Raw genomic sequence first — 13,516 nt, 5'->3', positions numbered from 1 at the left:
ACGATCATTATAGTCGGTATTGAGAAAAAAGCAAGCCTAAAAAACCTTTGAATACCGCTTCTGACGCCGCTTTTTCCCTCCCTTCTCCTCGTTGTTGATTAATAATTCCGAATTTCGGGAAAAATAATCCGAATTTAAACCTAGATATACGATCATTATAGTTGGTATTGGTCGAAAATCAAGGCTTATAGCAGATGGAATAATTAGGATATGACATGGAGTTCATGCTATATTCGGTGTATACTCTTCATAAACGATGCGCTGAAGCTTTGAAGGCTCAAAGCTTCCAGCCGGCCAAGCAGGAGGAACGCGTGTAACGTGCAAAACAAAAATAAGACCGTCGTCAGGTCCATGGACCTGCTCAATCTTTTCTTGACCCATTCCAAACTCAACATGAACGAAATGGCTCAGCTCTCCGGCATCCCCAAAACCTCGGTTCATCGGATGATGGGCTCCCTGGAGGAAATGGGGTTTCTTCATAAAGATAAAAACGGGCACTACTCGCTCGGCCTGCTCTTTCTTCAATTCGGCAATCTGGTCGCAGAGCGCCTGGACATCCGGCATATCGCTCTCCCGGTCATGGAAAGGCTGCGCTCCGAGATCGGAGAAGCCGTTCATCTCGTGCTTCGGGACGGAAACGAATCGATCTATATTGAAAAGCTGGACACCGATCATCCGGTTAGACTTTTCACCAAAATCGGAAAAAAAGCTCCGCTTTATGCCGGAGCCTCTTCCCGGACCATCCTGGCTTTCATGCCGGAGGAGGAACGAGAGACTTATCTGGAGGAGATCGAACTGCTTCCCATCGGCTCGGGGACGATCATTAGCAAGGACAAGCTGCGCCAATCCCTTGAGCTTACTCGGGAGACGAGATACAGCTTCAGCCGCTCCGAGCTGGAGAATTATACCGCCGAGCTGAGCGCTCCCATCTTCAACCACGCCTGCGACATTGTCGCCGCCCTCAGCATCGCAGGGCTGGAGGTTCAGTTTGGCGAAGGCCAGATGCCCGTCTTGATCGACAAGGTCGTCAAGGCTGCCCATGACATCTCCCGGAAGCTGGGCTACCAGGAGTCTACGTAGCCTATACCTGTAACTTCGCATGCAATTGTCCAAGCCTCATCCAAACCGGATGAGGCTTTTGTGCGTTAGCCGCGCGGGCTTGCATTTACATATTTTTATCATCCCGTTAATACTAGGCGTTTAGTCCCGTCATACACTATCCTTATCAAACCATGGACTCATATATCACGACGAAAGGGGCATAAATGCCTATGAGATTACTGCACCGCTGCCTGCCGATTGCGCTGACCCTGCTGCTGCTGCTCAGCGGGTGCGGGATGAAGCCCGAGCCTGCGGCTCCCGCCAAGCTCAAGGTCGGCATCATGCTCTCCGACTCCGGGCTGGGCGACCAGTCCTTCAATGACGCAGCGTTCGCCGGGCTGACGAAATCGCGCGACGAGCTATCTATCGAATTCGACTACCGGGAGCTGTCCGGTACAGGCACCTACGAACAGGGCCTGCAGGAGCTGATCGCGGAGCGCTGCGACCTAGTCGTCGGCCTGGGCTTTACGATCAAGGAAAGCCTGGAGAAGATCGCCAAGGCGCATCCCCAGCAGCCCTTCCTGCTCATAGATGAAAGCTCAGAGCTGCCCAACGTAGCTTCTCTGACGTTCAAGGAGGAAGAAGGCAGCTTCCTGGTCGGCCTGATCGCCGGGCTTAAGACTCAGACCCAATCCGTCGGATTTATCGGCGGAATCGACGCTCCGATTATTCACAAATTCGGCCAAGGCTTTGCAGCCGGCGTCAAGGCGGCCAATCCCAAGGCCAAGGTAGTCATCGACTATGCCGGCGACTTCGGCAACGCCCAGCTCGGCAGCCAGATCGCCGGTAAGATGGTAGAGGGCAGCAATGCGGACATTATTTTTGCCGCGGCCGGATTTACGGGCGTCGGCATGCTGCAGGAGCAGCAAAAACGAGGGAAAATGGCGATCGGCGTCGACTCGGATCAATTTTTTATGGCAGAGAAAGCTGTAATCACGTCCATGCTCAAAAATATCGATACGGCGATATACGCGGCCATTAAAACCTTTGCGGAAAAAAGGGCGTTCCCCGAGAAGCTGCTGGTGTTCGGCCTCAAAGAAAACGGCGTGGGCATGTCCCCGCTTCATCTCGTGTCCTTGACTCCGCAGGAGGCCTCTAAGATCGATAAGCTCAAGCAACAGCTGCTGGACGGCAGCCTGTCCATTCCTGCAGGCAGGCCTTAAGCTGAAAAATGGAGGGATCTTTCCTTGAAACTTCGCGGTAAACTTCTGATCAACTCCCTCGTGCCCCTCATTCCGGCGCTGCTGATTCTACTATATATTACGATCCGCCTGACGAGTCTGCAGGCCTCTAACCACGATCTGGTTAGCCTGATGATGACGGCCCAGCAGGCGAAGGGCGCGATGATCCTCAGCCAGCAGTCCCTGAGCAATTTCTCCTTCAGCACGAGCGAGAATAATAAATCGGAAGCCTTGAAGGACTTGAATCAGGTCCAGCTGCTGCTGAACACCTTGAAGAGCCAGACGCTCCGCGGCGCAGACCTGCCACTGGTGGAGCGCACGCTTGCAAAATTCGAGAAGCTGAAAAGCGAATCCGAGAAGGCGCTGACAGATAAAAACGGTCTGGAAGCTAAGCGCCAGTCGCTTCGCTCCTTGGGCGTGCTCAACGATATCTACCAGCTGAATGCTTACTATGACGACAGCTACAATCAGGCCACAGCGGAGAGCAAACGGCAGGTCGACCAAATCTGGACCGTATCCGTGCTCAGCGGCATCCTGCTGCTGGTGGCTGCGGGCGTTTACAGCCTTCTAATGACGCACCGGCTCACCCATCCGATTATCCGTCTGCAGCTCAGCGCCAAGGAGGTGGCCGCGGGCAATCTGGCCGTCCAGCCTCCAGTGCTGAGGGGCAAGGACGAGATTGTGGAGATGAGCCGGTCCTTCGCCGATATGGTGCTCAGCCTCCGTGCCATGACCCATTCGGTAGGCGAGGCGGGAGCCAAGCTCGACATCACAGCCCAGGAAATCAATTCCGATACCCGAACGCTGCTCGAAATTGTGAATCAGGTGTCGGTCGCCACCGATGAGCTGGCGATCGGCAGCCAGACCGTGTCCGAGGACTTGTCCACTGTAGTCGCATTGGTAGAGGACCTGCGTCTAGGCTTCGAGACCAATCTCCAGATGTCTGTGGAGGCCGGCCACTACAGCCGGCAGGCCGCGGAAGCGGTGGCGGGCGGCCAGGATGCGGTCCAGCAGCAGGAGCTGCTGATCGGATACAACCGGGAGGCGATGCAGACGCTGCTGCTCGCCGTTCAGGATCTGAGCGGGAGCGCCTCAGAAATCCAAGCCCTGACCGGGCTCGTCGCGGATATCGCCCGGCAGACGAACCTGCTATCGCTGAACGCCTCCATCGAAGCGGCGCGGGCCGGTGAAGCCGGACGCGGCTTCGGCGTCGTTGCGGGCGAGGTGAAGAAGCTGGCCGAGCAATCATCGGGCACGGCTGCGCTCATTTCCCAGCTGGTAGTCCGGATCACGGAAAGAATGGACAAGATGCTGGCCTCCACACACAACGGCTTGGAGCTGGCCAACCGGCAGACGGAAGCGATGAAGGCTACGACAGGAGCATTCGGGGTGATCGGACAGAAAGTGGAAGGCATCGTGGGGGAGCTGACGAGGCTTAGCGATGATATGAATGTGTCCCGGGAGAAGAGCGGCCGGGTACTGGAAGCGGTGGAAAATATAAGCGCCGTAACGGAGCAATCCGCAGCGGGCAGTGAGGAAATTTCAGCCTCGACGCTGGAGCAGCAGAAGGCCTTCGAGGCGTCTTACGGTAAAGTGAAGCATCTGCTGCTTATCGCCAGCGAGCTGCATACGCAGATCGAGCGGTTCAAGCTCAGTGAGGAGGCTGTACCTGAGCGCGGAACTGATCATACGCTCCTTCATGACTGAGCGGCCGGAGAGCGTTGCGCCCTTAGCCACATAGAGGCGGCCGTGCCCGTTCAGCCCCGGGCACGGCCTTCCCGCTCAGAAGCCCTGCAATCGCAGCCAGCGCTCGCAGGCCGCCGTCCAAGGCTGGGCGTACGGATGATCCTCCGCCAGCCCGATGCCATGGCGGCCGCTCTCATAGCTGTGCAGCTCGAAGGGCACGCCATGGCGGCGCAGCGAGGCGGCGAAGTACAGCGCGTTCTCCACGGGCACGACCGGATCGTCCGAGGTGTGCCAGATGAAGCACGGAGGGGTCTCAGCGCTTACCTGCAGCTCCTGACTCATCGCGCGGACTTGGTCCTCGGACGCTTCTTCACCCAGCAGATTGCGCATGGAGCCTTGATGCCCGAACTCCGGCAGCAGGCTGATGACGGGGTAGCAGAGCACCGCCAGATTCGGGCGGGAGGACTCCCGCAGCAGCGGGTCATCAGAGGTCTCATCCCCCGGCTGGAACAAAACGCTGGCCGAGGCGGCCAGATGACCGCCTGCCGAGAAGCCCAGAATGCCGATCCGCGCCGGATCAAGCCCCCACTCAGCGGCATTCGCCCGCACGATGCGAATTGCTTGCTGGGCGTCCACCAGCGGTGCGGGATGCTTGGACGGAGCTACCCGGTAGTCCAGCACGAACGCGGAGAGGCCGATCCGGTTCAGCCATTCGGCGACCGGACGCCCTTCATGGCCGGCACGCATCCCGTAGCCGCCCCCCGGGCACACGATAACGGCAGCATGCCGCTCGCCTTGCGAAGCTTCAAGCAGGTACGGCGTCAAGATCGGCCGCTCCTCCTGCACATGCTCTTGACCATGGGGCAGCTCCCCTGGCCATACTTCTATCACAGACATCTGAAAAATTCCCCTTCCGCAGCAGGCAGTAGTCGAAACGCTGGCATGAACATCATTGAACTTCTTGTTTTCATGTTCGACGCTGCTTTCCCAGTTCCTTCCCCCGCAGGAAATTGTTCGTCGCTCCTGCTCCGGACGCAAAGAAGAAGACCTCCGGCACAAGCCGGAGGTCTCTCCCTGGTACGGACCCCTGTAGAGGAGTCACGATTATTTCAAAGTCTTGATCAAACGCTTGGAAGAAGTGCCGCCTGGCAGGTCCACCGCCTCGTACACGCGGATCGTCACATTGGAATCCAGCTGCTCGCTCTTGATGTTATTGAACGTCAGCATCTGCCTGCCGCTAATTAGCCGGTTTTTCCCAGCGAACGGGGCGTCCAGCGAATCGAGCACGCGACCCATGCTGTCCACAGCCTCGAAGCGCAGCTTGGACGAACTCTCATCCACGACGACATCATCCGCCTGCGTGATGTTTAGATCGAGCAGAATCTTGTACGAATAGGTAAACGTCTGCGAGTTAAACATGGCCGAGATCGTATAATCGTTGAACTTGACTTCAAACGGATATAACTTGAACTTTGTTTCGCCATTGAGGCTGTCCCCGTCCTTCTCCAAAGGCGTCCGGAGGGAAGCGACGGTGCTGGCATACGGAGCGGCAGACTTGCCGTCCAGCAGCTTCATCGTATAAGCCTCAGCCTGTTCGGACTTTGGTACATTGAAGGAGTAATTCACAATATAGCTCAGTCCGGGATTCAGCTGTGCCGTCACATTGGCCTGCCTGGCTCCCGCATAGGTCGCTCCGCCACTGCCGACGAGCTCAGCCCCGAAGGCAGGCAGTGCAACCGGCGCCGTGCCCCTGTTGGTCAGCTTGAACTTTCCGACTGCCGTCTGATAACCCAGATCGGGGTTTTCGTTCAGATGAAGCTCCATCAGAGATACAGCCGTTTGCCCATCAACCAGCTTGGATACTGGGTCGAACGCAATCGGCGTGCCCAGCGTATACGCGGCAGGCACCGGCTGGCCTTGACCATCCGCCGGCAGTGCCAAGTAAAGCTTGCCGGTATCGACCGCCACCGGCTGTGCGCCGGCTTCCTTCGGCACGAACGCTTCGGTCGTCACGACCGTCAGTTGCTTCAGTGTTGTCCCCGTCTCCAGCGGAATCGCGTAGTGAAGATAGGCTTGCTCTCCCGCTTCGAGCACGGCCGGCTGCTGCTCGGTAGGCGCGCCCCGGTAAGCCTTTTGCTCGTCAGCTCCATCCAGACGGAAGGCAGGGACGGTCTCCCTACCGGCCCCCGGATTCTCGGCCAGCAGCGTGACCAGCAGCACCTGTCCCTTGTCCGTATGCTGGATGGCGTATTGACTCGTCGTATAAGTGAGCTCGGAGTTCACGCCGGGGATGGAGAATTTCTCTCCCCAGGCCAACGTGGGCAGATTGGACAAGGATGCTTGGCCAGCTCCATACCACACCTGGTTGACCGGAACCTCCAGCAGCGTCGTTTCCTGCTTCGGATATACATATTCATTGACCTTCACCCAGGACAGATGGTCCGCTCGGAAGTTATCCTTGCTGTCCACGGTCGCCAGATAAACGAGCTCTCCGATTTCCTTGGGCTGCAGCGCCGTCTTGTTGGACGCGCTCGGCTTCAGCACATAGGTAATCCCATCTGCTCCGTACAACCGAAGCTCATGCTCCGGAACCCGCGTTTGCGCAGTTCCTCCGTTATACAGTCGGACCGTCGCAGAGAGCTGAAGGCCCTGCGCCGTCCGATCTACAGTCACACTCTTCACGGCGGCACGGATGTCCGCCGTCAAACCGTAATTGGATGGGGCGACAACTGAGGCGGCCGCCGGTGTCTCAGCATCAGCCGCCAGTACGACCGCTGAGCCCTGAATGACCATTGCTCCGACAACTAGGGCAGCTACGCCCGATTTCCATGGTTGGTTCATGAAGTTACGCTCCTCGCTTTATTTGGAGTTGGTTTCTGCTGCCTGTGCAGGCGCTGTCTGCGAATCGCCGACCTTCTGTCCGTCCTTCAACGTATGCTGGCCGGTCACGACCAGCTGCTCGCCTTCCTTCAAGCCTTCCAGCACTTCCTGGTAAGCTCCGTTGATTCTGCCTAGCTTCACGGAGCGCTTCACATACTGGTCACCCTGTTGAACGAACAAGTATGTCCCGCCTTCCTCGCGGATCAGGCTCAACGTAGGCACCGCGATCACCTGCTGCTCAGCTTCCGTGGTTACCTGCACCGACACACGCTCTCCCGGCTGCAGCTTGCCATCCGTATTGGGGACCTCGAGCTCCAGCGTATAGGTTTTGCTGGTTGCGCTCATGACCGGGGCGAGATAAGCAATCGCAGCCTTCTCTTTCTTATCCGGAGTAGCCGGCATGTAATACACCAACTCCTGCTTGTTCTTCGCCAGCAAATAGTTGGCTTCGGACAGCTCCGCCTTGATGCGGATCGGGTCTACCTGCTGCACCTGGGCCAGCTTGGCGCCCGCCGAGATACTCTGCCCGGCAACCACGTTGAAATCGGTTAGCAGCCCGCTGATCGGGGCTTTCACACTATAATTTTCGATCGAACGGGTCGCATCCTCATAGGCGAGCTTGGCCGTTTCCGCTTGCGTCTCGATCGAGGCGATGGAATTGGAATTGTCGTTCGCGGCCAGCTTGCTGCGCGCCGAGTCCAAGGCCATCTGGGCATTGTCCGCCTGCTGCTGGGCTTGCTGCACCTGACGATCCGTCGCTTTGCCGGCGTCGAAGTCGTTATGCTGTTTGGCCAGCTCCTCTTGGGCATTCTTTAGCGTCGTCTCGGCGCGCGACACCGCATCCGCCAGATCTTGCCGGCCGTTCACCTTGTCATCCTTGGCCTTCTGCAGCGATTCTCGTGCTCCCTTCAGCGACAGCTCGCTCTTCTGTCTCGCAGACTCCGCATCGCGACTGTCGATCCGCAGGATCACATCACCCTTCTCAACCCGTTCACCGCGCTTCTTCAGCACCTCGACGACTTCGCCGTTCGCCTTAGGCACAACGTCAATCGTATGCTGCGACGTAATCTCCGCCACCTGCTCGACCGGCTGGCCGATACTCCGTTTGACGACAGGCTCGGTTTTAACCGCCCGAACCTGTAATTGAGCCTCCGCAGCACCCTTGCCTCCGGGTCCTCCAACCGAGCAGCCGGCCATTACGACCGACAGCATCGTTGCTGTCAGCACTACCCCCAGCAGATGGCTCCTTGCCCGTTTTTTCTCTGCACTCACCCTTATCATATCTTTGCCTCCTCTGAAAGCTTCTCTACGCGGCGCTTCTGTGACGCCTTCTCTATTCATGGCTTCCTGCCGATGGCAGAGATAACCTGGAAACTCGGGGTTAAGCCTCTACCGTCTCGTGAACGTCTGCGGCCTGCTTGGACTTGCCGCCGAACCTTCTGGCGAAGCGGTTCTTAATACCCTCGATCAGCTCGTATACAACCGGTACGACCACCAATGTCAATACGGTCGAGGTAGCCAGGCCGCCGATGACGACGACGCCGAGGCCCTTGCCGATCAGGCCGCCTTCTCCGGATAATCCGAGTGCCAGAGGAACCAGGGCCATGATCGTAGCCCCCGCCGTCATGATGATGGGACGAAGACGGACGAGTCCAGCTTCGATCAAAGCTTGACGAACCGTATAGCCCTCCTCACGGAGCTGCTGGGCGCGGTCAATCAGTACGATAGCATTGGTAACGACGATACCGATCAGCATCATGAAGCCGATCATTGAGGTGACATTGAGCGCCTCTCTCGTCAGGACGAGACCGAGCAGACCCCCGATCGCTGCAAGCGGCAGCGAGAACAGAATAGCGAACGGAGCACTCGCATTACCGAACGCCAGTACCATGATCAGGTAGACGACGAACACAGCAACAGCCATAGCAACAAACAGTTGCGTGAAGCTTTCATTGATATCCGCCGACACGCCCTTCACTTCGCGGGAGACGCCGTCCGGCAGTTGGACCTTGGCCAGTGCGGCTGTGACCTTGGCACTGATCGCGCTCTTGTTCTCAGCGTTGATCTTGGCCGAAACCTTGACGAGCTGTTGTTGAGACTCGCGTGCCAGCGATGCCGCGGACTGCTTCTCATGAATTGTCGCGATGTCCTTGAGGAACACGGTAACTCCCGTACTGCTCGTCAGCGGGATCAGGCCCAGCTTCTCGAGCGAGTCCTTATCCGACTTGTCGAGGGACACGGTCGTCTTGTAAGTCACATTGTCCAGCTTGAGATCGCCCAAACTCTGCTTTTGAATCCAAACACGGGCCGTGTCACGTACAGTGGCAGCGTTCAAGCCGTAGCTGCGGGCCTTCTTCTGATCCACCGCGATCTCGACTTCCGTCTTGGCATCACTCAGATTGTCCTCAATTTCCGACAACTCTGGGAAGGTACGAAGCTCTTCCTTGATCAGCACCGCCGCTTGTTCCAGCTGCTCCTGATCTTCACCTTTAAGCGAGTAGGAGAAATCCGTGTTGGAAACCCCGAAGCCTCCCCCAATTTCACGATCATTAACCTCAGACCCTTGCGGAAGCTCCGAAATCAGAAATTCCTTGATCTGCTTCTTGGTGTGCTCAGGATCCACATTTGGGTTCATTTCCACATAAATCTGCGAGGCATAGGGAGTGCGCTCATCGTCATTGCCGGCATAGCCGACCAGACCCTGGACAAAGGTGAACAGCGGCTGCCCCTTATTATCCTTCGTAGCCATCAGGATGTTTTCAAGCTCCTTGGTTTTCTCATCCGTCGCCTCGAAGGATGTCTCATACGGCAGCTTCAAGGAGAAGGACAACGTTCGTGAAGCCGCTTCGCTTGGCAAGAATGAGACATTCACAAACGGAAGCGTAGCGCCGATCGTCACGACGAACAGCAGGCCGGAGATCAGCAGCGTCTTGATCCGATGGTTCAGCGACCATTGCAGTACCGCTCCGTAGAACCGGCCCATACGGCCATGATCGGATTCGTCGTGAACTTTTCCTGTCTTGGTGCTGCGGAGCACTAACAGCTTGGCAAGCATCGGGATAACGGTCAGTGCCACGAGCAGAGAAGCTAACAGTGCGCAGGCAAGCGTAATCGCGAAGGGCCGGAAAAAGCCGCCGACGATACCGCTGACCATCCCGAGCGGTGCGAATACACCGACCGTCGCCAGTGTGGACGAAGTAATGGCCATAGCCACCTGCTTCGTTGCCAGCGCGATAACCGATTCATTCCTTTTCTGAGCTTTTTCCAATGATGCGTAGATGTTCTCGATAACGACGATCGCGTCGTCCACGACCCGCCCGACGGCGATAAACATCCCGCCCAGCGTCATCGTATTAAGCGTCAGATCCAATTGCCACATCAGCAGCAGCGTAATAAGAACGGACAGCGGAATCGAGACCAGGACGATCAGGGTCATGCGAATATTACGCAAGAAGATGAGAATCATTAGCGAAGCAAGCAGAGCGCCCACTACGCCTTCGCGAAGCAAGCCGTTAATCGACTCTTTGATTTGATCCGCGCTGTCAAAGGTGCTTTTGAAGACGACATTCGGCATCGTTTTGTGCCAGCCATCCACTTTGCCCTTCAGCTCGTCGGAAAATTCGACGGCATTGGCATTGCCCGTTTTGTACAGAATAAGAGCAATTGCCGGCTTACCGTCCAGACGACCGACAAAGTTGGATTCCGTAATCGACTTGACCTTGGCGATCTGAGACAGCTTGACGATGTCGCCCTTGGACGTCGTAAGCTCCAATTGCTCGAGTTCATACAGGCTGGAGATATCCCCCGTGACGCGGGTCATCTTATCATTGCCACTCAGCTTTACGCTGCCGATCGGGCTCTTGGTAACGGCCGCGCTGATCGCACTATTGACCTGCACCGGGGAGAATCCGAACGAGGCCAGCGCCGCGGCATCCAGCTCGATATCCAAGCTTGTGTCACGGGCACCGACGACATCCATATGGTCAATGCCTTTGATTCCTGTGAGCCCAGGCTCAATTGTATCCTTGAAAACCTTATCCAGCTCGGTCTGGCTCATGCCGTTTTCCGCGTACATCACCAGATAATTGCTGGCCAGCGATGCAGCTCCGAACGTCGAAGCCTTCGGCGCGCTTGCAGACGCAGGGAGCCGGACCTCGGTCAAGGCACTTTCGACATCCCGCTTTTTCTTGTCGGTATCTACGCCCTGCTTGAACATGATGATGACAAAGGAATTATTGTCGCTCGAGGTCGAGGTTAGTGAATCGATGTCCTCCAGATTCGCGAGCTTTTCCTCAATAGGCGCAGTAATTTCGTCCATAACGTCCTTGGGCGCTCCCGCATACTGCGTCGTTACCACAACGACCGGGAACGAGACGTTCGGCATGTTTTCAACCTTTAGCTGCTTCGCCGCATACATGCCGCTGCCGAACAATAGCAGCATAATGATGAACAAGGCCGAGACGTTTTTCATTGAGAATTGTGTTAATCGGTTCATTCCTGCACTCCCCTCATTCCGATAAGTGAACCTTAGGTCCTATCTGTATGCATAGGGACACTATACAGGGTGAATATGAACTTCACATGAACAAGAAAGCGTTTTTATGAAAAAAGGTGTTTTCTTGTTAAACTCGCTGTACGTAGACACAAGAAAGGAGCTATTCCTCAAGTTATCCTAGATAACTAAGGAACGCTCCTTCGACAGGATTAGCGGGTAGCTGGGCGGGAGATGGATTATGACTTTCATCATTAGGAAGTTACAGCTTCAGAGTTAACATGTTCATGCTACAATAAAGGCATAACAAAAACGACGCAGGCGGGGGATGGATTAAACATGGACAAGGTGAAAAAAGCTCTGAAAAAAAGGGAAGCGGTGTTTGAAACAACCGAAGTCTTAACGACGAATGTATACAAGGTTAGCCCGGAGCAGAAAGAAGAACACGATCGTCTGACTACCGGGAGGATCGAAAAGTTACAAGAGGACGCGATACCGAATATTCTCGAGCGGTACGAACAGCGGCTGAAGGAAATACAGCTGCAACGGCAATCGAATGCCGACGGCGGTGAAATGACTACCCGGTCTAAGAAATGACAAGCTGAAGACCGCCCTATCCAGCCAGCTTGGCCATATCGTTGACCGATCTCCTGTCGCAAAGAACGCTGTTAATTCTCTAATTTTCACCTATGCTTCAGCCGAATCCATGAAGTTTTTTATTTCAATCTCCGAGCGGCTTCTCCGGCAGCCATACGATTCCGCTGTACGTGGAAATATGATACCAGTTGACACCCTCCGGAGAGACCCACTTTTCAAAGGAAAGAGCTTCCTGATTGCCGAAGGTGCCGGCTTCGTGGAAAATTTCTCCGGTCAATGGAAAATAGTAGGTTCGGGTGGCCGGAGTCAATTGGACGGTTTCTTGGGTGATCGTGATTCCCTGAGGCCTTTCGAGCGGCGCCCGGTCGAGGTTAACCACCTTCCAGCCGAATGGGGTTTGGATTCGCGCCCATCCTTCATTCACTTTGTCGGCGACATATGAGCCCGGCTGCAGCCAGTTCTGCAGCTCGCGGCCTGCATCACCGTCGATATCGAAGTAACGCGTAGCGGTTCTTAGGGTGATCTTCTCGTTCGATAGATCAAACTGCATCAAGGGCCCGCTCTCCTTTTCAGCGAAAGGGTAAGCCATCGCCCATTTGAAGACCCCATCTTCGAGTTGAATCTTGTACCATACTAGGTTTTGAAGCTTGACCCTGTATCCCGTGACGGCAACCGCCTGAACAACCCCCGGCTTCGCCTGTACTCCCTTGCCAGCCTGCTCGTAAGGATAATCGTAGAGTAACTCGCTACCCGTCAGCCTCATGACCCGATCATTCGGCCTCTCGTTCTTCTGGACGTCTTCCGGAATAAATGGGTCTACGATCCACTTCGGTCCCTGCTCCGTCGAAATTCGATACCAGACCGGTGCCTCGAGCATGGCTCTAGCGGTATGCGCACCTTTGTACAAATTACGGTATACGGCGGAGACTGAAACTTTTTGCGGGGGAAGGGTTTCATGCGGCGGCTCGTCCTTGGCATACACGCCTACATTCGGGTGGTCATAAAGCTTCGTGTCTTCGACAATGGTGATTTGCCGCTCGGTCTCCGAGTAGCCGCCGCCGGTAATGTTGTCGTCATCCTCAATCCATTTTTTCCCCATCCAGGTGTCCACCTGGATATACTCCTTGCCGCCAGCGCTTGCCAGGCACTCCGATTCCATCGTCCTGCAGGTGGTTTTCAGCTCCTGCATGCCAGCAATGGAACCGGCCACCGAAGACGGATTTTTATAGTCATCGAGTAATTTCGTCTCCTTTAAGACAACCAATCGGCTGTTCGCCATCCAATCAATTTTAGCCATGGCTTCCGTAGACATCAAACTCATTCCACTAAGCAATAGGAACATCGCCCATACATATTTAGCCGCTTTTTTCATGATACACCTCTCCCTTGCTTGCCATACTTTGAATGAACCTGCTCGGCCATTCACGTACGGGGCCGTATGCATAGAAGCTGCCTCTAACTGTTTAATGGGCTGCTTAAGCATTCTCACAAATAGTAACATATAAAGGAAAAATATATTATTATTTCTATATTAAGAAAACAGCCTCCATCAGGAGGCTGTTTGTTCTCAGGCCTAGGC

At 55.6% G+C, this 13,516-nt stretch carries 9 protein-coding genes; 4 read left to right on the top strand and 5 right to left on the bottom strand.

The genetic code is table 11. The features are described from left to right. Positions 1 to 318: 318 nt before the first annotated feature. The 3 genes from WMW72_RS16835 to WMW72_RS16825 all read left to right on the top strand — a co-directional run bounded on the left by WMW72_RS16835 (position 319) and on the right by WMW72_RS16825 (position 3,989). Positions 319 to 1,080 (top strand): IclR family transcriptional regulator, encoded by a 762-nt coding sequence (locus tag WMW72_RS16835; protein WP_341416682.1) that lies wholly within the window; start codon positions 319 to 321, stop codon positions 1,078 to 1,080. Positions 1,081 to 1,271: 191 nt separating this feature from the next. Continuing rightward, complete coding sequence (locus WMW72_RS16830) at positions 1,272 to 2,264, top strand: BMP family lipoprotein (RefSeq protein ID WP_341416680.1); 993 nt, start codon at positions 1,272 to 1,274, stop codon at positions 2,262 to 2,264. A 24-nt stretch (positions 2,265 to 2,288) separates the two neighbouring features. Continuing rightward, positions 2,289 to 3,989: a methyl-accepting chemotaxis protein gene (locus WMW72_RS16825; protein WP_341416679.1), complete on the top strand. Its 1,701-nt coding sequence runs from the start codon at positions 2,289 to 2,291 to the stop codon at positions 3,987 to 3,989. 75 nt (positions 3,990 to 4,064) lie between these two features. On the opposite strand, the gene WMW72_RS16820 is transcribed toward WMW72_RS16825, so the two are convergent. The 4 genes from WMW72_RS16820 to WMW72_RS16805 all read right to left on the bottom strand — a co-directional run bounded on the left by WMW72_RS16820 (position 4,065) and on the right by WMW72_RS16805 (position 11,343). Beyond that, positions 4,065 to 4,865, bottom strand: coding sequence for an alpha/beta hydrolase (locus WMW72_RS16820; RefSeq protein WP_341416678.1), 801 nt, complete (start codon positions 4,863 to 4,865; stop codon positions 4,065 to 4,067). A gap of 207 nt (positions 4,866 to 5,072) precedes the next feature. Then, positions 5,073 to 6,809 (bottom strand): hypothetical protein, encoded by a 1,737-nt coding sequence (locus WMW72_RS16815; RefSeq protein ID WP_341416677.1) that lies wholly within the window; start codon positions 6,807 to 6,809, stop codon positions 5,073 to 5,075. Between the two features lie 18 nt (positions 6,810 to 6,827). After that, on the bottom strand, positions 6,828 to 8,129 hold the full coding sequence (locus WMW72_RS16810; protein WP_341416676.1) for an efflux RND transporter periplasmic adaptor subunit: 1,302 nt from the start codon (positions 8,127 to 8,129) through the stop codon (positions 6,828 to 6,830). Positions 8,130 to 8,229: 100 nt separating this feature from the next. Beyond that, positions 8,230 to 11,343 (bottom strand): efflux RND transporter permease subunit, encoded by a 3,114-nt coding sequence (locus WMW72_RS16805; protein WP_341416675.1) that lies wholly within the window; start codon positions 11,341 to 11,343, stop codon positions 8,230 to 8,232. A 336-nt stretch (positions 11,344 to 11,679) separates the two neighbouring features. On the opposite strand from WMW72_RS16805, the gene WMW72_RS16800 reads away from it, so the two are divergent. After that, on the top strand, positions 11,680 to 11,937 hold the full coding sequence (locus WMW72_RS16800) for a hypothetical protein (RefSeq protein WP_341416674.1): 258 nt from the start codon (positions 11,680 to 11,682) through the stop codon (positions 11,935 to 11,937). A 124-nt stretch (positions 11,938 to 12,061) separates the two neighbouring features. Here the strand turns inward: WMW72_RS16800 and WMW72_RS16795 are convergent, their stop codons facing one another. Next, positions 12,062 to 13,309 carry a hypothetical protein gene (locus WMW72_RS16795; RefSeq protein WP_341416673.1) on the bottom strand — a complete coding sequence of 416 codons (1,248 nt, stop codon included), beginning with the start codon at positions 13,307 to 13,309 and terminating at the stop codon, positions 12,062 to 12,064. Between the last annotated feature and the right edge of the window lie 207 nt (positions 13,310 to 13,516).

The sequence above is a fragment of the Paenibacillus filicis genome, assembly GCF_038070315.1.
Lineage (GTDB): Bacteria > Bacillota > Bacilli > Paenibacillales > NBRC-103111 > Paenibacillus_G > Paenibacillus_G filicis.
The sequence above is the reverse complement of the archived record's forward strand: the minus strand, read 5'-3'. Positions and strand labels throughout refer to the sequence as shown.